This is a genomic window from Methylobacterium sp. PvR107 (assembly GCF_017833295.1).
In the GTDB taxonomy this organism is placed as follows: Bacteria; Pseudomonadota; Alphaproteobacteria; order Rhizobiales; family Beijerinckiaceae; genus Methylobacterium.
The window spans coordinates 5830290-5853779 of the sequence record NZ_JAFIBW010000001.1; the positions used below are offsets into that span (position 1 = coordinate 5830290).

Genomic DNA, 23490 nt, shown 5'->3' on the forward strand with positions numbered 1-23490 from the left:
GCGTCAGGCCATCATGTCGAGGGCGCGGCCGAAGAAGTCGGCGCCGCCGAAATTGCCGGATTTGAGGGCGAGCAGCATCGGCTCGGGCCGGCCAGCGGTGCGCAGGACCGGAACGCCGGCGGCGATCTCCGGCCCGAGCAGGAAGGCGGTGAGGCCCAGCCGGTCGACCACCGCACCCGAGGTCTCGCCGCCGGCGACCACAAGCCTTCGCACGCCGCGGGCGACGAGGCCCTCGGCGATGGCCGCCAGCGCCGCCTCGATGGCGTGGCCGGCGGCGTCGACCCCATGCGCGGCCTGGAGCGCGCGCACCGACTCGGGCGGCGCCGAGGTGGCGATCAGCACCGGGCCGGAGGGAAGGCGCTCCTCCGCGAAGGCCAGGGCCTCTTCCACCACGTCGGCGCCAGCAAGCAGCCGCGCCGGATCGAGGCGCAGCACCGGCATGATCGCCTCGGCGGCGGCGACCTGCTGGAGCGTCGCCTGCGAGCAGCTGCCGGCGAGGCAGGCGGCGGCACCGCCCACCGGCTCGCCCAGAGCGGCGCCGGCGGCATCCGTCGTGCCGCACCCGTCGGCGACCAGGGCCCGCGCGAGGCCGAGGCCGAGGCCGGACGCCCCGACCGAGAACTTTTGGGTGACGATCGCCCGGCCGAGCACTACGAGATCGCTGTCGAAGATCGCGTCCGCGATGGCGGCGCCCTTGCCCTCGGCGGCCAATGCATCGAGGCGGGCGGCCACGGCCTCCGGTCCCTTCGCGACCGTGGCGGTGTCGATCAGGCCGACGGGACTGCCGCTCTGGCGCCCGAGCACGCGCACGAGGTTGGCGTCGCGCATCGGGTTGAGCGGGTGGTCCTTGAGCGGGCTCTCGTTCAGCGGCACCGCGCCCACGAACAGGTTGCCCTGGTAGACGCTCCGCCCGGTCTCGGGGAAGGCGGGGGTGACCAGCGCGATGGCCTCGCCGGCCTCCGCCCGCAGGGCGTCCATGACCGGGCCGATATTGCCCGCATCGGTCGAGTCGAAGGTCGAGCAGACCTTGAACATCACGTGGGCCGCGCCCCGGGCCCGCAGCCAGGCTTCCGCCTCGCGGGAGCGCGCCACCGCCTGATCGGCCGGAATCGAGCGGCTTTTCAGCGCCACCACCACCGCGTCCGCTTCCGGCAGGGCGCCGCCCTCCTCAGGCACGCCGATGGTCTGGATCGTGCGCAGGCCCGCCTTGGTCAGCGTGTTGGCGAGGTCCGAGGCACCCGTGTAATCGTCGGCGACGCAGCCCAGTGCGAGGCTCATCGGGTGCTCTCCTTATAGGCGGCGAGCCAGCCGAGTCCCGCGACGGTCTCGGCGGCCGGGATGTACTCGCAGCCGACGAAGCCGGCGTAGCCGAGCCGGTCCAGCTCGTCGAACAGGAAGGCGTCGTTCATCTCGCCGGTTCCGGGCTCGTGCCGCTCGGGCACGCTCGCGGTCTGGACATGGCCGACGATCGGCATCAGGGCGCGCAGCCGCATGGTCACGTCGCCGTGCAGGATCTGGCAATGGTAGAGGTCGAACTGGAGCTTCAGGTTCGGCAAAGCGAGGTCGCGGATCAGGTCCGCGGCGCGGCCGAAATCGTTGAGGAAGTAGCCCGGCATGTTCCGGCCGTTGATCGGCTCCAAGACGAGGTCGAGGCCGGCCGGCGCCAGCCGCTGAGCCGTCCAGGTCACGGCCCTGCGGTACGACTCGGCGGCGCGGGGGTCATCGTGCGAAGCGAGGCCCGCCATCAGGTGGAGCCGGCCGACGCCGGTCGCCTCGGCGTAGCGGAGCGCGGTGTCGACCCCGGCCTTCAGCTCGTCGAAGCGTTCAGGAAACGCCGCCAAGCCGCGCTCGCCCTTGGTGAAATCGCCCGGCGGCAGGTTGAAGAGGGCCTGGGTCAAGCCGTTCGCCCGGAGTCGCTCGCCGATGGCTTCGGGGGGGTGCTCGTAGGGGAACAGGAACTCGACGGCGTCGAACCCGGCCTTGGCGGCGGCCTCGAACCGGTCGAGGAACGGCACCTCGTTGAACATGAGGCTCAGGTTGGCGGCGAAGCGCGGCATTCTTTTGGGACTCCTTGCCCGGTTCTCGACACCTGTTCGATCCGCTCAGCGGACCGTCATCCAACCCGATCCCCTCATCCCGAGGTGCCGGAGCGCAGCGGAGGCCTCGAAGGAGCCCTCCAGCCTGCACCGTGATCCCTGAAGCCCTCCTTCGAGGCGGCTTCGCCGCATCTCAGGATGAGGGAGTGGGTGGGATCGCCGGTCGTCAGGCTTTCCCCGGCAGCTTCGCCCCCGAGACCTGCGCGTAGAGCCGCGCCACGGACGCATCGTCGTCCCGGCCCATGCCGGCGCCGGACGCCATCAGGAACATTTGCAGCGCCGCCGCCGCCACCGGGACCGGATACTTATCGGCCCGGGCCATGTCCTGCACGATGCCGAGATCCTTGACGAAGATGTCGACCGCGCTCTTCGGGCTGTAATCGGCCTCGAGGATGTGCGGCACCCGGTTCTCGAACATCCAGGAATTGCCGGCCGACTTGGTGATCACCTCGTAGACGCGCCGGAGGTCGAGCCCCTGCTTGGCCGCGAAGGCCATCGCCTCGCAAGCGGCGGCGATGTGCACGCCCGCGAGCAGCTGGTTGATCATCTTGAAGGCCGCGCCCTGGCCGGCCGCGTCGCCGAGTTCGTAGAGCGTGCCCGCCATGGCATCGAGGGCAGGGCGCGCCTTTGCGAAGGCCGCGGCCGAGCCCGAGGCCAGGAAGGTCAGGCCGCCATCCGCCGCGCGAGCGGCACCGCCGCTCATCGGGGCGTCGAGATAGTGGCGGCCGGTCGCCTCCAGCCGCGTCGCCAGGGCCCGGGCGATGGCCGGGTCCATGGTGGCGGAGGAGACGAACACCGCGCCCTCGGGCATCGCAGCGGCGGCGCCCTTCTCACCGAACAGCACCGCCTCGGTCTGGGCAGCGTTGACCACCACGCTCACCACCACATCGGCGTCCCGCGCCGCCTCGGCCGGACTGGCAGCGGCGCGCCCGCCGGCGGCCGCGAAACGCGCCACGGCCTCCGGGTTCACGTCGCTGGCGGCGACGGAAAAACCCGCCCGCAGCAGCGAGCCGGCCATGCCGGAGCCCATGGAGCCCAGGCCGATCACCGCAGCGCGGTGTGTGGGGGTGGCGGTGGTCATGGGAGGCCTCTTGAATTCCACAGGCGGTATCTTTGGCGCCCCGTCATCAATCTCGACGCGCTCTCCCCCCTTGCGGGGAGGAGAAAAGCCTCAGCGATTGACCATCCGCGCCGGCGTGACGAACACGCATACGGAGCCGACCACCAGCATCACGGCGAGCGCGTACATGCCGGCAGCGGTGCTGCCGGTGGCGTCGCGCAGCGCCCCGATCACGTAGGGGCTGACGAAGCCGGCGAGGTTCCCCACGGAGTTGATCAGCGCGATGCCGGCCGCCGCGCCAGCGCCGCTCAGGAAGGCGGTCGGCAGCGACCAGAACAGCGGCGAGCAGGTCAGCACGCCGGCCGCCGCCACCGACAGCGCCGCCACCGCGATCGTGGTCGAGCCCGCAGTGGCCGAGACCACAAAACCGACGGCGCCGAGCAGGGCGGGCACGATCAGGTGCCAGCGGCGCTCGCGCATCCGATCGGCGGAGAGGCCGAGCAGGACCATCACGATCGCCGCGCACAGGAACGGGATCGCGCTGATCAGCCCGATGTTGAGATTGCCCTGCACGCCCGACGCCTTGACGATCGTCGGCATCCAGAAGGTCAGGCCGTACTGGCCGGTGACGAAGGCGAAGTAGATCAGGCTCATGAACCACACGCGGCCGTTGCGGAACACGGTTGCGATCGAGTGCGGGCTCGATTCCTTACCCTGATTGTCGGCGGCGATGTCGCGCTCGAGGAGCTGCTTCTCGGAATCGGTCAGCCACTTCGCCTCGGACGGGCGATTGTCGAGGTAGAGGAACACCGCGACGCCGATCAACACCGCCGGCACCGCTTCGATCAGAAACATCCACTGCCAGCCGGACAGGCCGTGCGCGCCGTTAAGCGCATCCATGATCCAGCCCGACAGGGGATTGCCGAAGATGCCGGAGATCGGGATCGCCGCCATGAACACCGCGATCACCTTGGCGCGGCGATGGGCCGGGAACCACGACGTCGTGTAGAGGATCACGCCCGGGTAGAAGCCGGCCTCGGCCAGCCCCAGCAGGAAGCGCATCCCGTAGAAGCTCCACTCGGAGTTAACGAACAGGAACGCGCCGGAGATCATCCCCCAGGTGATCATGATCCGGGCGATCCAGACCCGGGCGCCGACCCGGTGCAGGATCACGTTCGAGGGCACCTCGAACAGGAAGTAGCCGAGGAAGAAGATGCCGGCGCCGAGGCCGTAGACCGTCTCGGAGAACTTCAGCTCCTGGGACATCTGGAGCTTGGCGAAGCCGACATTCACCCGGTCGAGATACGCCACCACGTAGCAGAGCATCAGGAACGGCACGAGGCGCCAGAACACCTTCGCGTAGGTGCGGTCGGCGAAGGATTTCTCGTCCGCGGGCGCGGTGGCGCCCCCCAGCGGAGCGGCTTGGACCGGCATGGGCGTTCTCCCTGTCCGCACGATTCCGCGCCCGGACGAATAGTGGTCGCCGCCGCTCGACGGCGGCATTACGCGGACCGATATCGCAATTTGGCAGCGCTGCCAATTCGGTTGTGCAACATAATGCACGCGGCTATGGCAGATGCTGCGACGCGCGCCCGCTCCCGTGCGGAAGAGGGTGGGGGCGAGGGGCGGCCCTTTCCGGAGAGTTCCCGCCCCTCTCCCGCACGGGAGAGGGGACCCGCGCACAACCGGATCCGTCCGGCTTAGTCGCGCTGTCATCGCCAGAAGAAGCCGCGTCGGGAGAAGCGGGGCCATGGACGACATCCAGCCGCCGGGGCGGCTCGTCACGCTTACCGACGTCGCCCGCGAGGCCGGGGTCGGCGAAAGCACGGTCTCGCGGGTCCTGCGCAACCACGGCTCATATTCTAAGCGCGCCGGCGAGCGGGTGGCGGAAGCCGTGGCCCGTCTCGGCTACGTGCCGAATCGCCTCGCCGGCAGCCTCGCCGGGCAGGGGGCAAGTGCGCGGCTCGTCGGCGTCGTCATCCCGTCGCTCGCCAACGTGGTCTTCCCCGACCTGCTGCGCGGCCTGACCGCCGCCCTCGACGCCGAGGGCATCCCCTGCGTGATCGGCGTCAGCGACTACGATCCGGACCGGGAGGAGGCGCTGGCCGCCGCGCTCCTGTCCTGGCGCCCGGCCGCGCTGCTGCTCACCGGGCTGGAGCACAATCCGGGGACGGTGGTCCTCGCGAAGGCCGGGGGCGTGCGCGTGATCGAGATGATCGATACGGATGGCGATGGAATCGACACCGTGGTCGGCTTCTCCAACCGGGCCGTGGGCGCGGCGAGCGCCCGGCACCTCGTCGCGCGGGGCTACCGCCGGATCGCCTATCTCGGCCACGATTTGCGCGTCGACCTGCGGGCGGGCAAGCGGCTCTCGGGGTTCGAGGACGCCCTGACGGAGGCCGGTTTGTCGCTGCGCGCCAAGGAAGTCCGGCCCGGGCCGTCCTCGCCGGCCTCGGGCCGGGCGGGGCTGGAAGCGCTGCTGGCGCGCGTTCCCGACCTCGACGCGGTCTACTTCTCCAACGACGACATGGCGCTCGGCGGCTACTTCGCCTGCCTGTCGGCGGGGCTGGCGGTCCCGGGGCGGATCGCCCTGTTCGGCTTCAACGGGCTCGACTTCGCGGCCGCGATGCCCCAGCCCCTGTCGACGGTGCGCACGCCGCGCCTGGAGATCGGCCGGCAGGCCGCCGCCTGCCTGACCGGTGACGGCCCGAAAAAAATCGATCTTGGATTCGAGCTGATCGAGGGAGCGACCGCATGAGCGACGAGAGCCGGCTGCGCGAGGAGATCTGCCGCTACGGCCGCTCGCTGTTCGAGCGCGGCCTGACCCCGGGCTCGTCCGGCAACATCTCGCTGCGCCTGCCCGACGGCGGCTGGCTGGTCACGCCGACCAATGCCTCGCTCGGCTTCCTCGACCCGGCGCGGATCTCGCGGCTCGACGGGGCCGGCCGGCTCGTCTCGGGCGACAAGCCCACCAAGGAGATTCCGCTGCACAGCGCGCTCTACGAGAGCCGGAGCGAGGCGAAGGCCATCGTCCATCTGCACTCGACCCACGCGGTGGCGGTGTCGATGCTGCCGGAGATCGATCCGCGGCAGGTGCTGCCGCCGCTGACGCCCTATTACCTGATGCGCACCGGCGGGACGGCGCTGGTGCCCTATTACCGCCCGGGCGATCCGGCCGTGGCGGACGCGATCCGGGGCTTGGCGGGCAAGTACAGCGCGGTGCTGCTCGCCAATCACGGCCCTGTGGTGGCCGGCGACAGCCTGGAGGGTGCGGTCTTCGCCACCGAGGAGCTGGAGGAGACCGCCAAGCTGTACCTGCTCCTGCGCAACCTCAACCCGCGGCAGCTAAGTCCCGGGCAGGTGGCCGATCTGGTGCGCCATTTCGGCCTGACCCTGCCGGAGCCGGACGACCATGCCGGGCACGATCACGGGTGAGGCGCGGACGCCCATAAAAAGGGGCGCACGGCCCCCCAAGCCTACAGCGCGCCCTCGCGCACGGCCCCCGGATCCGCCAGCGCGTGGAGGATGCGGGCGGCGCTGTGGGCGAAGCGCAGCGTCACGGCCTTGCGGCGGGCACCGCTCAGCGGGTGGTCGGGCGGCTCCCGCAGGATCCCCGCACCATAGGCGTCGGCGACGATCAGGCCGCATTCCCCCGGGATCAGCGATTCCGGGACTTCCTCGGGGATCGCGAAGAAGAACCGGTCGCAGAAGTCGCGGTAATCCGGCCATTTCCGGTCGGCGCGGAAATCCGCCACGCTCGACTTGATCTCCACGATGGTGAGCTTGCCCGCCCCGCACAGCGCGATCACGTCGGCCCGGCGCCCGTTCGCCAGGGAGAATTCCGGCAGGGTGACGCAGCCCATCTCGGAGAACAGCCGGCGCACGCCGCGCTGGATGCGCAGGGCCGTGGGCGATTGCCGCCGGTCGACCGGCAGGAGCGCCTCGGCGACCGGGGGCGCGGAATCAGGCAGGCTGAGGGAAGCGGACATCAATCAAGGGGGATGCGTCTGTGCCGAATCGGGACATCCTGCCAAGTCGCGCCCGGTCCGTCACCTGCGGCGCGGGATCACCCCGACGATCGCGACCGCGAAACGCTCATCCGAGGCAGGCCCGGATCGCGTCGAACCCGTCGGTGAGCGCGGCCGGGCCCGGCTGCAGGATCAGCGGCGCCTTGATCTCGTGGATGCGCCCGTCGCGCACCGCCGGGATCGCCGCCCAGCCGGGGCGGGACCGGATGCGCGCGATGTTGACCCGCTTCCCGCACCACGAGGCGAGGATCACCTCGGGCGCCGCCGCGATCACCTGCTCGGACGTGACGATCCGGTCCCTGGCGGCCGCCTGCCGGCTCAGGTCCGGGAAGACGTCCCGGCCCCCCGCGAGGCCGATCAGGTCCGAGACCCAGCCGATGCCGGAGATCATCGGCGTGTCCCATTCCTCGAAGTAAACGCGCACCGGTAGGCGATCCCGCGCCGCATCGGCGGCCTCCGTGAGGCGGGCTTCCAATTCGGCCGCCAGGATGTCGGCCCGCTCGGGCACGCCGACGAGCGCGCCGAGGGTGCGGATCATCGCGAGGCAGCCCGCCACGTCGCGCTGGTTGAACAGGTGGACCGCCACGCCCGCCCGGGCGAGGTCGGCGACGATGTCGGCCTGGAGGTCCGAGAAAGCCAGGACGAGATCCGGCGCCAGCGCCAGAATCTTCGGGAGGTCGGCGCTGGTGAAGGCCGAGACGCGCGGCTTCTCCCGCCGGACCCGGGGCGGCCGGACCGCGTAGCCGGAGACGCCGACGATCCTGTCCTCCTCGCCAAGCAGGTACAGGGTCTCGACCGTCTCCTCGGTGAGGCAGACGATGCGCTCCGGGGGAAAGCGGCGCATCAGCGGTCGATCCCGATCATCGGTCGAGCCAGGTCAGCAGACCGGCCCCTGGCGCGAGGAGCACGAAGGCCCAGACCAGCGCGGAGGCGAGGTTGGCCAGCTGGAACGGCAACCGCGCCAGGCCGAGGATGCCGGCGAAGAGCGGGACCAGAGCCCGGGCCGGCCCGAAGAACCGTCCGAGGGCCACCGCGGCGATCCCCCAGCGGCCGATGAAGGCCTCGGCCTTCGCCATGAGCTCGGGATAGCGCCGCAGCGGCCACTTGGTCTTGGCGCCGGGGCCGAGCCAGCGCCCGGCCTCGTAGGAGATCCAGTCCCCGAGCGCGGCACCCAGCGCGGCGGCGATCACCACCGGCCAGAATGAGATGTCGGCGCCGCCCACCAGCGCACCGATGCCGATCAGGATCACGGTCGCCGGCACGAACAGCGACAGGACCGCGATCGATTCGCAGAAGGCGAGGCCGCCCGCGATCAGCGGCGTCCAGACCTTGTGCGCCTCGACGAAGGCGAGAGTCGAGGTGCGCAGGGCTTCGATGTCCATGGGGCTCAGCGTCTGACCGGAGATCGGTCCCATCTGAGGTGCGCGGGGGAGGCCGGCAAGGGATGGGGGTGCGGGCGGGGCGGGAACCGGCTAACCGTAGCGTGACCACGAGCGAGTCGCGCGTTGAACGTCCTGTCGATCCAGTCCCACGTCGCCTACGGCCATGTCGGCAATGCCTCGGCGGTGTTCCCCATGCAGCGGCTCGGGGTCGAGGTCTGGCCGGTGCACACGGTGCAGTTCTCCAACCACACCGGCTACGGCGCGTGGCGCGGCCCGGTCTTCGACGCGGCGATGATCCGCGCGGTGGTGCAGGGCATCGGCGAGCGCGGCGTGCTCGGCGCCTGCGACGCGGTGCTGTCGGGCTACATGGGCTCGCCCGAGATCGGGGCCGCGATCCTGGAGGCGGCGGCCGCCGTGCGGGCGGCCAACCCCGCGGCGCTCTATTGCTGCGACCCGGTGATCGGCGACGTGGAGGAAGGCGTCTACGTGCGGCCCGGCATCGAGGCGTTCCTGCGCGAGCGCGCGGTGCCGCAGGCCGACATCCTCACCCCCAACCAGTTCGAGCTGGGCCTTCTCACCGGCCTGCCGAGCCGGACGCTCGCCGAGGCCGGAGCCGGGATCGCGGCGCTCCAGGCTTCCGGGCCCCGCGTGGTGCTGGTCACCTCGGCGCTCTGCGCCGACACGCCGCCGGACCGGATCGACCTGCTCGCCGGCGCGGAGGGGCAGTTGTACCGGGTGCGCACCCCGCGGCTCGCGATCGCGGTCAACGGCGCGGGCGACTGCATCGCGGCCCTGTTCCTGGTCCATTACGCCCGCACCGGTTCGGCCGCCGCGGCGCTCGGCGCAGCGGCGGCCTCGGTCTACGGGCTGCTCAAGCGGACCGCCGAGGCGGGGTCCCGGGAGATCCTGACGGTGGCCGCGCAGGACGAGTACGTGAATCCGAGCGAGACCTTCACGGTCGAGGCGGTCTGAGACACGGCCGCGCCGGGCGCAGCCGGAACGGCACAGCCAGAGCAGGAAAGTCCGACACCATGGCGCGCCGCTTCCTCACCCTCGACGTGTTCACCGAGCAGCGGCTCGCGGGCAACCCGCTCGCGGTGGTGCTCGAGTCCGAGGGGCTCGACGACGCGGCCATGCAGGCCATCGCGCGGGAGTTCAACCTGTCCGAGACGGTGTTCGTGTTGCCGCCGACGGAGGCCCGGCACCGGGCGCGTCTGCGCATCTTCACCCCGGGTCGGGAATTGCCGTTTGCCGGCCACCCTACGGTCGGCGCCGCGGTGCTGCTGGCGCTGCAGGATCCGGCCCGGGGCGATGCCCGCGCCTTCGGCCTGGAGGAGGGCATCGGGATCGTCCCCTGCGTGGTCGAGACTCTGGTCGACGGCACCGGCGGCCGGGCGCGGTTCCGTCTTCCGATCCTGCCGGAGTTCCTCGGCCCCGGCCCCGAGCCCGAGACCCTGGCGCCGCTCCTCGGCCTGACGCCCGGCGACATCGGCACCGGCCGGCACGTGCCGAGCCGCCACGGGGTCGGCCCAAGCTTCACCTGCGTGCCGGTCGCCTCGGTGGCGGCCCTCGACGCCGCCCGGCCGGCCCAGGCGCCGGACCCCACGGACGGGCTCTACCTCTACACGCCCGATCCCGAGGGGGCCGGCCAGAGCTGGCGGGTGCGGATGTTCGCGCCGAATTTCGGAGTGCCGGAGGACCCCGCCACCGGTTCGGCGGCCTCCGCCTTCGCGGGAGTCCTGATGCAGTTCGAGACCCTGGGGGAGGGCACCCACGACGTGGCGATCCGCCAGGGACAGGCGATGGGCCGGCCGAGCACGATCGCGCTCCAGCTCACCATCGCGGCGGGTGCTCTGCGGGGCGTCGAGATCGGCGGCGCGGCCGTGATCGTCTCGGACGGCACCCTGCATGTCTGAGGGCTTCCGGATCACGCGCCTGACCGGTGTCACGGCGCGGATCGTAGCCTACGATTGGGCCTTCCCCCGCGAGAACGCCGCCGCCATCGCGGCGCATTGGCAGGACCGGATCCGGCGGAGCCCCGGATTGTTCGACGGCACCGTCCTCCTGAGCTGCGCCCACAGCGTCGCGGACGGGTCCGCCCGGGTCGACCTGTTCGCCGTCCGTTATTCCACCTTCACGGCGTACCGGAACTTCAGGGTCGCGGACCCGCAGGTCGCCAACGCCTTCGCGGCGATCGTGCCCTGGACGGCGGACGGCGCCGTCCTGCTCGGCGAGATGGGTGCCCACACGGCCAATGCCGGCCAGCTCTATTTCCCGTGCGGCACGCCGGACCCGGACGACGTGCGGGGCGACCGCGTCGACCTCGCCGGCAGTGCCGCCCGGGAACTCGCCGAGGAGACCGGCCTCGCGCTGCCCGAGGGCGCCGCCACCGCGTGGGTGCTGCTGGACGGGGAGGGCCAGCTTGCCTTCCTGCGCCCGGTGCGCTTCCCGGATTCGGCCGAGGCGCTCGACGCGCGCATCGGGGCCCATCTCCGCGGCGAGACCGAGCCGGAACTCGCCGGCCTGCACAGCGTGCGGAGCACCGCGGATATCGACGCCGCGCGGATGCCGGGCTTCGTGCGCGCCTATCTCGCGGACGCGTTCGCGTCCCGATCCTGAGGCGCAACCGCGTCGGGCCCGGCGCGGTTGCGCCGACATCGTCCGCAGGCTCCTGCGGGGGAAAGACTGAGATCGTCTTGCGCGCGTCAGCTCGACGCGATGTTGTTGTACGATGCGCGTGCAATACAGAATCCCATTTCATTGATCGCCGCTGGCGCAACCATAAACTCGGCCGTCCCGAAGGGCTCGCGCGTCGCGGGCCGCACACGGCGACAGGCTTCATGCGCACCGGATCTCACGCTCGTCCCGCCGGCCGCCGGCTCGCGGCCGTCCTTCTGGCCGCCGCCGTCACCGGGGCCTCGGCGGCCGCATCGCGCGCGGCCGACACGGTCGTCCTGCGCGTCGGCGATCAGAAGGGCGGGAACCGGTCGCTCCTCGAGATCGCCGGGTATGGGAAGGACCTGCCGTATCGGATCGCGTGGTCGGAATTTCCGGCCGCGGCACCGATCCTCGAGGCGCTTAATGCCGGCGCCCTCGATGTCGGCTATACCGGCGACCTCTCCTTCCTCACAGTTTACGCGGCCGGGGCGCCGATCAAGGCGATCGGCGGCACGAAATCGGATCCACGGACGCAGGCGATCCTGGTCCGCGCGGACTCGCCGATCCGCTCGGCCGCGGATCTCAAGGGCAAGCGGCTCGCCGGCACCCGCGGCGGCTGGGGCCAGTTCCTGATCAGCGCGACCCTCGAGAAGGCCGGGATCGCGCCGTCCGAGGCCACCTTCGCGCCGCTCAACCCGGTCGACGCCAAGGTCGCGCTGATGGCCGGCTCGGTGGATGCCTGGGCGGTCTGGGACCCCTACGTCTCGTTCGCGACGCTCAAGGACAGGGCCCGCCCGGTCGCCGACGGCGCGGGCCTGACGCCGGCCATCACGTTCATCGTCGCGTCGGACGACGCCATCGCCACCAAGCGGGCCGCCCTGCAGGACTTCCTGACCCGCCTGAGCAAGGCGCGGCTCTGGTCGCTGGACCACCTCGATGCGTATGCCCGGACCACGGCCGACATGACCAAGCTGCCCGAGGACGTCCTGCACGCGGCCTACACGGCGCAGCGGACGCGCCCGATCGCGATCGACGACGCCGTCGTGAAGGAGGTCCAGGAGGCTTCGGACCGGGCGACGCGCTACGGCATCCTGTCGAGGCCCCTCGACGTCGGCCGGGCCGTCGACCGGAGCTTCACGGCCGCGGCCTCGAACTGAGCGCGGCGCGGTCGTCACGCACCCGCGATTTTTGCGGCGCTGCGGGAGCTTCGCTGTTTCCGGCACGTTCACCAGGGGCTCCCCGCAGCGGCACGTGGCCCTGCGGGTCGCGTTCCGGAGTGTCCATGCCCGATTCCCGTCGTCCCGCTTCTCAGGCCCGCGCGACCCGCTCGCGCATCCAGGAAGGCCGCCCCTATCCCCTCGGCGCCAACTGGGACGGGCTGGGCGTCAACTTCGCGCTGTTCTCGGCCCACGCCACCAAGGTCGAACTCTGCCTGTTCGACGACCAGGGCGAGCAGGAGATCGAGCGGATCGAGCTGCCCGAGTACACGGACGAGATCTGGCACGGCTACCTGCCCGACGCCCGCCCCGGCACGATCTACGGCTACCGCGTCCACGGCCCCTACGAGCCGAAGGCCGGCCACCGGTTCAACCCCAACAAGCTGCTGATCGACCCCTACGCGAAGGGTCTCGTCGGCTCGATCACCTGGAACCCGGCCCTGTTCGGCTACCAGATGGAGACGGGCGACGACCTGACCTTCGACGAGCGCGACAGCGCCCCCTACACGCGCCGCTCCCGCGTCATCGACCCGGCCTTCACCTGGGGGCGGCACCAGAAGCCGCTGGTCCCGTGGGAGAAGACCATCGTCTACGAGACCCACGTCAAGGGCATGACCAAGCTCGATCCGCGGGTGCCCGAGAAGCTGCGCGGCACCTATGCCGGCCTCGGGACCCGGGACGTCCTCGACTACATCAAGAGCCTCGGCGTCACCTCGGTGGAGCTGCTACCGGTCCACGCCTTCGTGCAGGACGACTACCTCGAGCAGAAGGGGCTGGTGAATTACTGGGGCTACAACACGATCTCGTTCTTCACCCCCGCCCGGCGCTACGCGGCGGTGCCGGACTTTGCCTTCTCCGAGTTCAAGGAGATGGTCTCGCGCTTCCACGGCGCCGGCCTCGAGGTGATCCTCGACGTGGTCTACAACCACACCGCCGAGGGCAACGAGAAGGGCCCGACTCTCTCGTTCAAGGGGATCGACAACGCCTCCTATTACCGGCTGCTCCCCAACGACCCGCGCTACTACATCAACGACACCGGCACCGGGAACACCTTCAACCTGTCGCATCCGCGGGTGCTGCAGCTCGTGACCGATTCGCTGCGCTACTGGGCGCAGGAGATGCAGGTCGACGGGTTCCGCTTCGACCTCGCCACGATCCTGGGCCGCGAGCCCTACGGGTTCGATGAGGGCGGCGGCTTCCTCGACACCTGCCGGCAGGACCCGGTCCTGAATTCGGTGAAGCTGATCGCCGAGCCGTGGGATTGCGGCCCGGGCGGCTACCAGGTCGGCGGCTTCCCGCCGGGCTGGGCCGAGTGGAACGACCGGTTCCGCGACGACGTCCGCGCCTACTGGAAGGGCGATGGCGGCCTGCTGCCGGACCTCGCCGCGCGCATCGCGGGCTCGGCCGACAAGTTCAACAAGCGCGGGCGCAAGCCCTGGGCCTCGGTGAACTTCCTCACCGCCCATGACGGCTTCACCCTGCACGACACGGTCTCGTACAACGACAAGCACAACGAGGCGAACGGCGAGGGCAACCGCGACGGCCACTCGCACAACCTCTCGTACAATTACGGGGTCGAAGGCCCGACCGACGATCCCGAGATCCGGGCGGTGCGGCTGCGCCAGATGCGCAACATGCTGGCGACCCTGTTCCTGTCCCGCGGCACGCCGATGCTGCTCGCCGGCGACGAGTTCGCCCGGACCCAGCAGGGCAACAACAACGCCTATTGCCAGGACAACGAGGTCTCCTGGCTGGATTGGGGGGCGATCGGGGAGCAGGAACGGGACCTCGCCGAGTTCACCCAGCGCCTCATCATCCTGCGCAACGCCCTGCCGATCCTGAGCCGCGGACGGTTCCTCACCGGGCAGTACGACGAGGAGTTCGGCGTCAAGGACGTGGCGTGGCTGCGCCCGGACGGGAGCGAGATGACGGCCGAGAGCTGGACCGATGGCGGCGCGCGCGCCTTCGCGGTTCAGCTCGACGGCCGCGCCCAGGCCACCGGCCTGCACCGGCGCGGCGGCGACGCGACCCTGCTGATCATGTTCAACGCCTACCACGACCTCGTGACGTTCAGTCTGCCCGAATCCGTGGGCGGCGTAGCCTGGACGCGGCTCCTCGACACCAACCTGCCCGACAGCCAGGATGTGGAGAGCTTCAAGTTCGGGACCGGCTACGACGTGACCGGGCGCTCGTTGCTGATGTTCGTGCTGAAGCCCGAGGACAGCCCGGGCGACGACGACAACGCCATGGAGCGCTCGTACCAGCACGTGATGCAGGCCTTCGAGCGGGCGAACGTGGAGCATGTCCGGTTCCACCTCGACGCGAAGGGCTGAAACCGGCGGCCGGGCGGTTTTCGCATCGCCCGGCCGTCTTCGCCTTGCGCGCGGCGGCGCACCCGGCTAACAGCACGGCACCGCGCAGCCCTGGCTGCGCCCGGCGCCCCGCTTGTGCGCCCGGGTGCCCGGTCCGCGGACGGAGGGGTGGCCGAGTGGTTGAAGGCGCACGCCTGGAAAGTGTGTATACCGGAAACGGTATCGCGGGTTCGAATCCCGCTCCCTCCGCCAGCGCTTCGCTAAGTGGCTGATCCACTACGAAGCTCACCAAGATCAATGGCTTACGGCTAGGCGACTGCTACCCCGCGGTGCTATCCGGGAGCATGAGCGACGTGAGCCGCCACACCTACCTCGCGCAGCGCAAGGGCAGCGCGAATTGGTACTTTAAGGCCAAGGTTCCCCGCGATCTCGTTGTCGCTTTCGGGCGAGAGCAGGTCTGGAAGACGCTCGGAACCTCCGACCTCGCGGAGGCCAAGAGACGAGTACGCGACGAGGCGGATGCCTTCGATAAGCAGTGCAGGGCGTTGCGTGACCGAGCGGCAACACATGGCCTGGACACCATCGGCACCGTGGCCCTCACGTCGCTGAGCAAGGCGGCCATCCAGGAGATGGTACTCGCGTGGTTCGACACCCTGAACGTGGAGCGCGAGCACCGGCACGCGAGTACGCTGCCACACGACCGGGACGAAGCTCTCATAATCTTGGACCAGGACGAGAGCGCTCTAACCGACCCCGGGGATCTCGGTCTCGACGCAGCATACCAAACCGCGGTCCGCCTGCTTCGGGCAAACGATGTACGCCTCGTGCGGCGCCAGCTCGATCCAATCCGCGCTGCCGGATCGCGGATGCCGTTCGTGGTGGCTCGCGATGATGCAGCGTCGGTCCAGTTCCGCCAGTTGCTGGCGCTGCTACGTCGGGGCCAGTTGGAAGACATCCACCGCAGCCGGGCACGCCTGACGGGCGACTACCAGGATCGGTCGTTCGATCCGGTGTTCAAGGCCAAGGTGGAGCCGAACGGCAAGACCCTCGCACAGGCTATCGCCGCCTTCCGCGCCGAGCCACAGCGGGCCACCCTCATCGCCAAGTCCCAACAGACATACGACGTAGTCTTCCGCCTCGCGGGTGAGCTGTTTGGCACCGAGCGGCCCATCCGCGAAATCGGCCGTGAGGACTGCAAGGCGTTCCGCGCGACCGTGCAGGCGCTGCCGCCGAACGCAGCCAAGCGTTTCCCGGGGCGGGCACTTGTGGAGGTCGCGGGGTTGAACCTGCCAGCCACAGATCGGCTGCACGCCACCACCGTCAACCACTACGTCCACGGCCTGTCGGCGCTGATGAACTACGCGCACAACGAGGGCTGGATCGTTCAGAACCCTGGCAAGGGCCTCGCGATCAAGGGCGTAAAAAAGCGCCATCGCCGCGACCCGTTCAACGCCGCGGAACTCACCGCCATCTTCCAGACGCCGCTCTACACGGGCTGCCAGGATGACGAGAACGGGTATGCGAAGCTGGGACTAAACCGGCCGCGGCGGGGGCGGTTCTGGATCCCGCTGGTAGGGCTCTACACCGGCATGCGACAGGGCGAGATCGCGCAGCTCCGCACGGAGGACGTGCGTCTGTTTCAGGGCGTCCTTTGCATCTTCATCGCGGCGGACAGTGAAGATGTTGACGAAGCCGATCGCAAGAGAGTGAAGACGGAAGCTGGCGAACGCTATGTGCCCGTTCACCCGATGCTGGCGCAGATCGGCTTCGCCCAGCACGTGGAGCAGATGCGTAAGGCGGGCTCCGAGCGGCTTTTTCCGGACATCGTACGCGGTGCTGATGGCTACTTCAGCCCGTTCTCGAAGTGGTTCTCGCGCTTCCTCGCGGATGCCGGGGTGAAGCGCGATCGCAACGCCTTCCACTCGTTTCGGCATACCTTCAGGGATGCGATGCGCGAGGCCAGCGTGCCGCCCGACGTGGTGACTGCCTTGGGCGGATGGGTCCGCGGTGGGATGGAGGAGCATTACGGGAGCGGGCGGATCACCGCATCCGTCCTACAAGAACACATGCAACGCATCCGGTATGACGGGCTCGACCTTTCTCACCTCACCTATCGCTGATGCGCGGTGCCGCGCACAAGGAGCGGAGGCACCGTACTGCCCGATCCAGTGCAACCGGTTTCACTGAAATCGGACTACTTGATCCGGTAGGCACGCGGTTACTTGCTGTACCTGAACAGCCAACCACGCCTCGCCGCAGGCAGCGTAAACGCATGCCCCTTCGGCGGCTGCTTCCGACCGATCTCGGACGCTCAGAATGTCCGCTTCCAGGTGCATAGCCACTTCCAGAAGTCTGCCGCGCGTCAATCGCGAGCTGGACTTAACCCGGCGAGCAGGGGAGCGTGGGTCACAAGCCTGCGGAACAGGAAATCGGTGAACAGCCGCACGCGCTTCGTCTTCCGCGCTTCTCCCTGAGTGAGGAGCCAGAGCGTCCCGTACATGTGCAGGTCGGTCCCCGGCACCCTGACCAGGAGGGGGTCGGCATCCCCAACGAAACACGGCAGCGTCGTGATCCCGAGCCCTTGCCGGACCGCCGCGACCTGAGATCCGCCATCCGTGACCCTGAACGGGACCTCGGCGGCGCGAACCTCTCCCTCGTTGGCCCAGTGCGGGACCCCATGGGCGCTGATGACGATCCAGCGGATGGGATCGGGCGCGCCTGCACGCTGCGCGGCGATGCAGTCGCGGGAGACGTAAACGCCCCCGAACAGGCCGGGCCCCTTCAGGCCGTGGAGATTGAGCGGCAGGCTCTTGCGGTCGTAGACGACCCGGATCGCGACGTCGGCTTCCCGGTTCGTCAGGTTCGCCAGCTCGCCGGATGACGAGATGTCCATCTCGATGTCCGGATGCAGGCGCGCGAATTCGGCGAGGTCAGGCATTAGGAGGTGGGTCGAGAGGGGCGGCGCGAGTGTCACCCGCAGGAGCCCGCGCACGCTCTGGTCCCGACCGAAGACACGGCCCTCCAGCAAGTTCGAGGTCGCCTCCATCCGGTCCGCGAGTTCGAGGACCTCCTCGCCCGCGCTCGTGATGCGGTAGCCTGACGGCAGCTTCTCGAACATCTGCACGCCGAGGCGGTCCTCAAGCTGGCCGACACGCCGGAGCACGGTCGCGTGGTTCACGCCGAGGCGATGGGCGGCCGCCCGCACCGAGCCGGCGCGCGCCACGGCCAGAAAATAGCGGACGTCGTCCCAGTCGATCATGGTGCGTCCTGGCACCAGGGGGCACCCCGTTCAAGGCTCGTATGCCGAGGTCCCGGACGGCAACGCATCTGCGTCATCTGGATGGTAGCGTTGAGGGGAGCATAGACCTGCCGGTTCTAGCGGGCGTCACCCGTCTCCGCTACCCGGCTTACGCGCCGGGTGGATCGATTTCGCACCACCGATGTGCGCGCCTTCGCACTCAACATCCGGAAGCGACGGATGCATTTCGAGGCTCTCGGGGACATCCCCGGACGTCAGGCACGGAGCACCGAAGTGGCAGTCATGAAGAGGCTCGAAGGCAAGGTCGCGGTCATCACCGGCGGAAACAGCGGGATCGGATTGGCCACGGCCAAGCGCTTCGTCGACGAAGGCGCCCACGTCGTGATCACCGGGCGGCGAGAGAAGGAGTTACAGGAGGCGGCGGCCTCGATCCGGAACAACGTCACGACGGTCGCGGGCGACGTCACCCGGCTAGAGGACCTGGACCGGCTCTATGCGGTCGTGAAGGAGAAGCACGGTCACATCGACGTGCTCTTCGCGAACGCCGGCTGGGGTGAGATCGCACCGCTCGCAGCGGCCACCGAAGCTCACTTCGACAAAACCTTCGACCTGAACGCGAAGGGGACGTTCTTCACCGTGCAGAAGGCCCTTCCCCTGTTCAGGGACGGGGGCTCGATCATCCTGACCTCCTCGGTCGCGAACGTCAGAGGAGACGCGGCCTTCACGGCCTACGCCGCCGCCAAGGCAGCCGTGCGCTGCTTCGCCCGCGGCTGGACGATGGAGCTGAAGGATCAAAGGATCCGCGTGAATTCCATGAGCCCCGGCCCCATCGAAACTCCGGCCCTGGAAAAGGTGGGCCTCACCGCCGAGCAGGTGGAGCAGGCGGTCGCCCATTTCGCCTCGCAGGTTCCGCTCGGCCGCAGGGGCAAGCCTGAGGAGATCGCGGCCGCCGTCCTGTTCCTCGCCTCGGACGAAAGCTCCTTCGTCACCGGCGTGGATCTCGCCGTCGACGGCGGCATGGCCCAGGTCTGAACTGACGCCGTACTGGATCGGGGCAAGCCACCATGAGCATCGAGCGGAACGTCCGGACCGTGAAGAACTTCTTCGCCGCGATGGGCAAGGGCGACGGGGAGGCTCTGCGGGCGCTGGTCGCCGAGGACATCGAGTGGATCATCCCGGGCAAGGACTGGCCGCTGGCGGGAACGCACCGCGGGCACGCGGGCTTGGCGAGGCTGCTCAAGACAGCGTCCGGGTCGATAGAGACGTCGACGGAGCCCCGAGAGTTCGTCGCCCAGGGCGACCGGGTGCTGGTGGTCGGCTTCGCCAGAGGGAAGGTCAAGGCCACGAACAACCCGTTCGAGGATGACTGGGTCTTCGCCATCACGGTCCGGGACGGCAAGCTGACCAGCATCCGGGAGTATGTCGACACCCAGGCCTTGGCGCGGGCCGCCGAGACGGAGACGGCCTTGGTGCCCTCGTCCACTGGGTCCTGAGCCGTAGGGCAAGCCTCACGAGGCTTGCTCCAACACCGCGCGAGCCGCGGAGCGACGTCCCGACGCCGCGCGCTTGCCGCATGTCCGACCCTGAAGGAGATCCCGATGTACGACCAAGCCACGCAATCCGAATTGGTCCGGTTCGCACGCGTCGACGCGGGCGCCACGGTCATCGACGTCTACCCGGGAGGCGGTGACTGGACCCGTGTCCTCTCGGACGTCGTCGGACCCGAAGGTCGGGTCTACAGCTTCGTGCCGGCCGAGGTCGCGCACTTCAAGAACGATCCTGTCGGCCTCATGCGGACGCTGGCGAAGGAGCCGGGCCGGGAAAACGTCGACGCCGTCTCCGCGGACCTCGTCGCGTTGGCGGAGGTCACGCAGCCCGCGGACGTCCTGTGGCTCCACCTGTTCTACCACGATCTCCACACCGCGCTGATCCAGGGCAAGGGCGCGACGGCGGACGCCTTCAATCGGGCCGTCCATGACCGGCTGAGGCCCGGCGGGCGCTACGTCGTCGTCGACCACGCCGCCGCCGCCGGGTCGGGCACGAGCGACACCCAATCCCTCCATCGGATCGATCCAGCGTTGGTCCGCGAGGAGGTCAAGGCGGCCGGCTTCGTGCTGGATGCCGTGAGCACCTTGCTTGCGAACGAGGAAGATCCGCACTCGATCAAGGTGTTCGATCCGTCGATCAAGGGTCGGACGGATCGTTTCGCCTACCGGTTCATGAAACCCTGAGTGGCTTGGCCGGTCCGCCTCCCCATTTCCCGTAGGAACCGATTGCACTGCAATACGAGCGCACTTCTTAAGTTTCTTTCGGGCCACACGGGGGTGTCCGTTTCGGGGCAGGTCGACAGATCTACCGAATGACCAAGTTGGGCGCTAAGCCGAAGGTCTGCTTCCAGGCGCTGATCCAACTTCCGTTCGCCACCCTAAGCGTCTGTTCGTCGCTTGCCGAACCGGACCAGTGCAACCGGTTTCACTCAGGCAGCCCATCGCGCAACCGCAGCCTCCGCCTCGACCCGGTTGTCCCGGATGCGATAGACCGTCTGCCGCGAGAGCCCGGTGGCCTTGGCGACGGCCCCTACTGCGTCGCCACGATCGAGGCCGGTGTCAGGCGACAGGGCAAACTGCCCCCCTGACGCCATGAGGACCTGACCCCCTCGATGAGCGAGGAGGTCGAGATGATCAGGAACGAGGATCAGGCTCTTCAGCGGACGGACGATCCGCGGAGGACCGAGATGAAGACGCCGGACGACGTGTCGGCGATGGTGCGGCTGAAGGCGCTGGGCTGGGGCGCCAAGCGGATCGCGACCGAGCTCGGCTGTTCGAAGAATACGGTCAAGCACTGGCTCCGTCAGGGCGATTGGCGCCCCTCTAAAACGCCCTCACGGTCGAAGCGGCTCGACGGCTTGACGGACTGGTTGGCCGAACGGTTCCGGCAGCATGCGGGCAACGCCGACGTCGTGCGCCAGGACCTCGCCAACGAGAAGAACATCCACGTCAGCCTGCGCACCGTGGAACGGGCCGTGGCGCCGTTGCGGCGGGACTTGGTGATCGCCGCGCGGGCGAGCGTGCGGTTCGAGACGCGGCCAGGTGAGCAGATGCAGATCGACTTCGGCGAGCGGCGGATCGAGATCGGCGGCGTGCCGACCCGGGTTTCGCTGTTCGTGGCGACGCTCGGCTACTCGCGCCGCCTGCACGTGCGCGCCTTCGGCCACGAGCGGCAGGAGGACTGGTTCGCCGGATTGGAGAGCGCCTTCCAGGCGTTCGGCGGCGTGCCGCGCGAGGTGCTGCTCGACAATGCCCGCGCCCTGGTCCTGCACCATGACCCGGTCAGCCGCGAGGTCATCCTGCATCCGCGCTTGCACGCCTTCTCCCGGCATTGGGGCTTCCGGGTGCGAGCCTGCGCCCCGTACCGGGCGCGCACGAAGGGCAAGGACGAGCGCGGCGTTGGCTACGTCAAGAAGAACGCAGTGGCCGGTCGCCGCTTTGCGAGCTTTGCCGCCCTGGAGGCGCATCTCGACGCCTGGACACGGGACGTGGCCGACCGGCGCGCGCACGGCACGACCGGTGAGGCGCCGCACGCGCGGTTCGCCCGGGACGAGGCCCGGGCGCTGCGGCCGCTGGCGGGCGTGCCGCCATTCTCCGCCGCGCGCGACCTCGTGCGCCGGGTCGGGGCAGACTGCGCGGTCAGCGTCGACGGCAACGCTTACTCGGTGCCTTGGCGGCTGATCGGCGAGCGGGTTCGCGTCACCGTGAGCGGAGCGGTGGTGCGCGTCCACCACGGCGGACGGGAGGTCGCCGTGCACGCCGCGTTGAAGGGACGCCACGGCCGTGTCGTCGACGATGCCCATCTGGCCGGGCTTGTCGGCAGCCGAGAGCGACCGGCTCACCGGCTCGACCCGTCTTCTGCCATGCCACCGGCGCTGTTGCGGCCGCTCGCCGAGTACGAGGCAGTCGCCGGGGGAGGCTTCTGATGGGCGAAGATCACCTCACCATACTGCTCGATCGCCTGAAGCTGACGGCTATGCGCGATCAGCTCGATAGCTTGATCGACGAGGCCGGCCGGGGCGAGCTGACGATCCGCGAGGCGCTGACCCTGTTCTGCGAGCGCGAGATTGCTCGGCGTGACCAGCGCCGCATTGACATGGCCTTCGGTCTGGCTCGCTTCCCCTTCGTGCGGGATCTGACCGGCTTCGACTTCGGCGCCCAGCCCTCGCTGGACAAGGCACAGATCCGTGAACTCGCCACCGGCCGCTTCATCGCCAATGGCGAGGCGGTGCTGCTCCTCGGCCCACCGGGTGTGGGCAAGACGCACTTAGCGGTGGCGATCGGGCGCGCGGCGATCGTGGCCGGCTATGGCGTGCTGTTCACCCCGGCCACGACGCTCGTGGCGCAGTTGGCCAAGGCGCATGCTGAAGGCCGGTTGGAGGAGCGACTGACGCACTACGCCAAGCCGAAGCTGCTGATTATCGACGAGCTCGGCTATCTGCCGTTCGAGCCGGATGCCGCGCATCTGTTCTTCCAGCTCGTCAGCCGCCGCTACGAGCGGGGCGCGATGCTGGTGACCTCGAACCGGGCGGTGGGCGAGTGGGGTAGCGTGTTCGGCGACGCGGTGGTGGCTACCGCGATCCTCGATCGGCTGCTGCACCACAGCCACGTCGTCACCATCCGCGGCGACAGCTACCGGCTTCGTGAGAAGCGTCGCAGCGGCCTTCTGCAAAAGGCGGCTGCGGTCCCCCAACCCACACCCGTCTAGGCGAGGGGAAATCGGCGTGGGGGTCAGATCCTCATGACGCGAAGGGGTCAGTTCCGGATGTCGCTTGAAAGCCGGCGACCACGTCGGCAAGCTGCGCTGCGCTATATGACGGTTTCCGACCGAGATAGGCATCATACCGCTCCTTCGCGTGATCGATCCCAGCCCGCTGCACCTCCTTTGTCGCCTCGGCCTGAGCCTGGGCAGTCGCCGCCATGAACCCGATCAGCGCGTCCCGCACCGCTATCTGTATCGGGTCGATGGTCGCACCGTCGAAGGTCATGCCATTGATCACGGTCCAGACGATCACGCCGCGGCGCATCAGCTCGCGGATGGTCTCTGTCACGTCGGCATAGTTGCGGCCCAGGCGGTCCACCCACCTCACCACAAGCACGTCGCCGGCCCGCAACATATCGAATAGGCGCCGGCCCTGTGGACGCTTCGCCAGGATGGTGGACACCCACGATACCCCCTCATCCGCCACAACCGCATCGATCTTGAACCCTGCCGCCTCCGCCTGCTTCTGTTGATGGGCGATGGTCTGATCCGTGGTGGACACGCGGGCATAGAGGATGGTTTGCACGGAGGTCTTTCGTCCGTTGAGTTGGCATCCGTATAGTCGCGTGTCCGAAACACGGAAGTAACCCTATCGGACGCAATTTCGACCATCTTCCCCAATGTCTGTATGGGCATGCCTCAACGGACAGCTGCTCTCATGCACCCGGT

22 protein-coding genes and 1 tRNA gene are annotated in these 23490 nt (G+C 69.3%); 14 read left to right on the top strand and 9 right to left on the bottom strand.

Annotation, left to right across the window (positions count from 1 at the left end):
• Positions 1 to 3: 3 nt before the first annotated feature.
• The 4 genes from otnK to JOE48_RS27615 form a co-directional block, all read right to left on the bottom strand.
• The gene (otnK, locus tag JOE48_RS27600; RefSeq protein WP_210034653.1) at positions 4 to 1278 is read right to left on the bottom strand and encodes a 3-oxo-tetronate kinase; all 1275 of its coding nucleotides are present in this window, start codon (positions 1276 to 1278) and stop codon (positions 4 to 6) included.
• Complete coding sequence (gene otnI / locus JOE48_RS27605) at positions 1275 to 2057, bottom strand: 2-oxo-tetronate isomerase (RefSeq protein ID WP_210034655.1); 783 nt, start codon at positions 2055 to 2057, stop codon at positions 1275 to 1277. Before otnI ends, otnK begins: the two co-directional genes overlap by 4 nt.
• Before the next feature lie 205 nt (positions 2058 to 2262).
• Positions 2263 to 3177 (bottom strand): L-threonate dehydrogenase, encoded by a 915-nt coding sequence (ltnD, locus tag JOE48_RS27610; protein WP_210034657.1) that lies wholly within the window; start codon positions 3175 to 3177, stop codon positions 2263 to 2265.
• 90 nt (positions 3178 to 3267) lie between these two features.
• Complete coding sequence (locus JOE48_RS27615) at positions 3268 to 4590, bottom strand: MFS transporter (protein ID WP_210034659.1); 1323 nt, start codon at positions 4588 to 4590, stop codon at positions 3268 to 3270.
• A gap of 316 nt (positions 4591 to 4906) precedes the next feature.
• On the opposite strand from JOE48_RS27615, the gene JOE48_RS27620 reads away from it, so the two are divergent.
• Positions 4907 to 5914: a LacI family DNA-binding transcriptional regulator gene (locus tag JOE48_RS27620; RefSeq protein ID WP_210034661.1), complete on the top strand. Its 1008-nt coding sequence runs from the start codon at positions 4907 to 4909 to the stop codon at positions 5912 to 5914.
• Positions 5911 to 6591 (top strand): aldolase, encoded by a 681-nt coding sequence (locus tag JOE48_RS27625; RefSeq protein ID WP_210034663.1) that lies wholly within the window; start codon positions 5911 to 5913, stop codon positions 6589 to 6591. Before JOE48_RS27620 ends, JOE48_RS27625 begins: the two co-directional genes overlap by 4 nt.
• A 41-nt stretch (positions 6592 to 6632) precedes the next feature.
• On the opposite strand, the gene JOE48_RS27630 is transcribed toward JOE48_RS27625, so the two are convergent.
• The 3 genes from JOE48_RS27630 to JOE48_RS27640 form a co-directional block, all read right to left on the bottom strand.
• Complete coding sequence (locus JOE48_RS27630; RefSeq protein WP_210034668.1) at positions 6633 to 7145, bottom strand: MmcB family DNA repair protein; 513 nt, start codon at positions 7143 to 7145, stop codon at positions 6633 to 6635.
• A gap of 106 nt (positions 7146 to 7251) precedes the next feature.
• Positions 7252 to 8028, bottom strand: a complete 777-nt coding sequence (locus JOE48_RS27635; protein WP_210034670.1) for a cobalamin-binding protein — start codon at positions 8026 to 8028, stop codon at positions 7252 to 7254.
• Between the two features lie 16 nt (positions 8029 to 8044).
• Complete coding sequence (locus tag JOE48_RS27640; RefSeq protein ID WP_210034672.1) at positions 8045 to 8566, bottom strand: DedA family protein; 522 nt, start codon at positions 8564 to 8566, stop codon at positions 8045 to 8047.
• A gap of 123 nt (positions 8567 to 8689) precedes the next feature.
• On the opposite strand from JOE48_RS27640, the gene pdxY reads away from it, so the two are divergent.
• The 7 genes from pdxY to JOE48_RS27675 all read left to right on the top strand — a co-directional run bounded on the left by pdxY (position 8690) and on the right by JOE48_RS27675 (position 16873).
• Entirely contained in the window at positions 8690 to 9538 is an 849-nt protein-coding gene (gene pdxY, locus JOE48_RS27645; RefSeq protein ID WP_210034674.1) for a pyridoxal kinase PdxY, read from the top strand.
• A 59-nt stretch (positions 9539 to 9597) separates the two neighbouring features.
• Complete coding sequence (locus JOE48_RS27650) at positions 9598 to 10482, top strand: PhzF family phenazine biosynthesis protein (RefSeq protein ID WP_210034679.1); 885 nt, start codon at positions 9598 to 9600, stop codon at positions 10480 to 10482.
• On the top strand, positions 10475 to 11185 hold the full coding sequence (locus tag JOE48_RS27655) for an NUDIX hydrolase (RefSeq protein WP_210034681.1): 711 nt from the start codon (positions 10475 to 10477) through the stop codon (positions 11183 to 11185). Before JOE48_RS27650 ends, JOE48_RS27655 begins: the two co-directional genes overlap by 8 nt.
• A 221-nt stretch (positions 11186 to 11406) precedes the next feature.
• Positions 11407 to 12381, top strand: coding sequence for an ABC transporter substrate-binding protein (locus JOE48_RS27660; protein WP_210034683.1), 975 nt, complete (start codon positions 11407 to 11409; stop codon positions 12379 to 12381).
• Between the two features lie 125 nt (positions 12382 to 12506).
• Positions 12507 to 14774 (top strand): glycogen debranching protein GlgX, encoded by a 2268-nt coding sequence (glgX, locus tag JOE48_RS27665; RefSeq protein ID WP_210034685.1) that lies wholly within the window; start codon positions 12507 to 12509, stop codon positions 14772 to 14774.
• A gap of 141 nt (positions 14775 to 14915) precedes the next feature.
• Positions 14916 to 15005 (top strand) — tRNA-Ser (locus JOE48_RS27670).
• A 92-nt stretch (positions 15006 to 15097) separates the two neighbouring features.
• A complete protein-coding gene (locus JOE48_RS27675; RefSeq protein WP_210034687.1) occupies positions 15098 to 16873 on the top strand; it encodes a site-specific integrase in 1776 nt (591 codons plus the stop codon).
• A gap of 242 nt (positions 16874 to 17115) precedes the next feature.
• On the opposite strand, the gene JOE48_RS27680 is transcribed toward JOE48_RS27675, so the two are convergent.
• Positions 17116 to 18012 carry a LysR family transcriptional regulator gene (locus tag JOE48_RS27680; protein WP_210034695.1) on the bottom strand — a complete coding sequence of 299 codons (897 nt, stop codon included), beginning with the start codon at positions 18010 to 18012 and terminating at the stop codon, positions 17116 to 17118.
• A gap of 282 nt (positions 18013 to 18294) precedes the next feature.
• On the opposite strand from JOE48_RS27680, the gene JOE48_RS27685 reads away from it, so the two are divergent.
• The 5 genes from JOE48_RS27685 to istB all read left to right on the top strand — a co-directional run bounded on the left by JOE48_RS27685 (position 18295) and on the right by istB (position 22767).
• On the top strand, positions 18295 to 19044 hold the full coding sequence (locus JOE48_RS27685; RefSeq protein ID WP_210034697.1) for an SDR family NAD(P)-dependent oxidoreductase: 750 nt from the start codon (positions 18295 to 18297) through the stop codon (positions 19042 to 19044).
• Between the two features lie 32 nt (positions 19045 to 19076).
• Entirely contained in the window at positions 19077 to 19505 is a 429-nt protein-coding gene (locus JOE48_RS27690) for a nuclear transport factor 2 family protein (protein WP_210034699.1), read from the top strand.
• 105 nt (positions 19506 to 19610) lie between these two features.
• Positions 19611 to 20243, top strand: coding sequence for a class I SAM-dependent methyltransferase (locus JOE48_RS27695; RefSeq protein WP_210034701.1), 633 nt, complete (start codon positions 19611 to 19613; stop codon positions 20241 to 20243).
• Positions 20244 to 20746: 503 nt separating this feature from the next.
• Positions 20747 to 21985, top strand: coding sequence for an IS21 family transposase (istA, locus tag JOE48_RS27705; RefSeq protein WP_210035590.1), 1239 nt, complete (start codon positions 20747 to 20749; stop codon positions 21983 to 21985).
• Positions 21985 to 22767 carry an IS21-like element helper ATPase IstB gene (gene istB / locus JOE48_RS27710; protein ID WP_210028606.1) on the top strand — a complete coding sequence of 261 codons (783 nt, stop codon included), beginning with the start codon at positions 21985 to 21987 and terminating at the stop codon, positions 22765 to 22767. Before istA ends, istB begins: the two co-directional genes overlap by 1 nt.
• Before the next feature lie 31 nt (positions 22768 to 22798).
• On the opposite strand, the gene JOE48_RS27715 is transcribed toward istB, so the two are convergent.
• The gene (locus JOE48_RS27715; RefSeq protein WP_210034706.1) at positions 22799 to 23347 is read right to left on the bottom strand and encodes a recombinase family protein; all 549 of its coding nucleotides are present in this window, start codon (positions 23345 to 23347) and stop codon (positions 22799 to 22801) included.
• Positions 23348 to 23490 lie beyond the last annotated feature (143 nt).

Excerpts from the sequence above, each read along its gene's own strand:
- otnK (WP_210034653.1), bottom strand. The coding sequence starts at position 1,278 with ATGAGCCTCGCACTGGGCTGCGTCGCCGACGATTACACGGGTGCCTCG.
- otnI (WP_210034655.1), bottom strand. The coding sequence starts at position 2,057 with ATGCCGCGCTTCGCCGCCAACCTGAGCCTCATGTTCAACGAGGTGCCG.
- ltnD (WP_210034657.1), bottom strand. The coding sequence starts at position 3,177 with ATGACCACCGCCACCCCCACACACCGCGCTGCGGTGATCGGCCTGGGC.
- JOE48_RS27615 (WP_210034659.1), bottom strand. The coding sequence starts at position 4,590 with ATGCCGGTCCAAGCCGCTCCGCTGGGGGGCGCCACCGCGCCCGCGGAC.
- JOE48_RS27620 (WP_210034661.1), top strand. The coding sequence starts at position 4,907 with ATGGACGACATCCAGCCGCCGGGGCGGCTCGTCACGCTTACCGACGTC.
- JOE48_RS27625 (WP_210034663.1), top strand. The coding sequence starts at position 5,911 with ATGAGCGACGAGAGCCGGCTGCGCGAGGAGATCTGCCGCTACGGCCGC.
- JOE48_RS27630 (WP_210034668.1), bottom strand. The coding sequence starts at position 7,145 with ATGTCCGCTTCCCTCAGCCTGCCTGATTCCGCGCCCCCGGTCGCCGAG.
- JOE48_RS27635 (WP_210034670.1), bottom strand. The coding sequence starts at position 8,028 with ATGCGCCGCTTTCCCCCGGAGCGCATCGTCTGCCTCACCGAGGAGACG.
- JOE48_RS27640 (WP_210034672.1), bottom strand. The coding sequence starts at position 8,566 with ATGGACATCGAAGCCCTGCGCACCTCGACTCTCGCCTTCGTCGAGGCG.
- JOE48_RS27650 (WP_210034679.1), top strand. The coding sequence starts at position 9,598 with ATGGCGCGCCGCTTCCTCACCCTCGACGTGTTCACCGAGCAGCGGCTC.
- JOE48_RS27655 (WP_210034681.1), top strand. The coding sequence starts at position 10,475 with ATGTCTGAGGGCTTCCGGATCACGCGCCTGACCGGTGTCACGGCGCGG.
- JOE48_RS27660 (WP_210034683.1), top strand. The coding sequence starts at position 11,407 with ATGCGCACCGGATCTCACGCTCGTCCCGCCGGCCGCCGGCTCGCGGCC.
- glgX (WP_210034685.1), top strand. The coding sequence starts at position 12,507 with ATGCCCGATTCCCGTCGTCCCGCTTCTCAGGCCCGCGCGACCCGCTCG.
- JOE48_RS27675 (WP_210034687.1), top strand. The coding sequence starts at position 15,098 with ATGAGCGACGTGAGCCGCCACACCTACCTCGCGCAGCGCAAGGGCAGC.
- JOE48_RS27680 (WP_210034695.1), bottom strand. The coding sequence starts at position 18,012 with ATGATCGACTGGGACGACGTCCGCTATTTTCTGGCCGTGGCGCGCGCC.
- JOE48_RS27685 (WP_210034697.1), top strand. The coding sequence starts at position 18,295 with ATGAAGAGGCTCGAAGGCAAGGTCGCGGTCATCACCGGCGGAAACAGC.
- JOE48_RS27690 (WP_210034699.1), top strand. The coding sequence starts at position 19,077 with ATGAGCATCGAGCGGAACGTCCGGACCGTGAAGAACTTCTTCGCCGCG.
- JOE48_RS27695 (WP_210034701.1), top strand. The coding sequence starts at position 19,611 with ATGTACGACCAAGCCACGCAATCCGAATTGGTCCGGTTCGCACGCGTC.
- istA (WP_210035590.1), top strand. The coding sequence starts at position 20,747 with ATGAAGACGCCGGACGACGTGTCGGCGATGGTGCGGCTGAAGGCGCTG.
- istB (WP_210028606.1), top strand. The coding sequence starts at position 21,985 with ATGGGCGAAGATCACCTCACCATACTGCTCGATCGCCTGAAGCTGACG.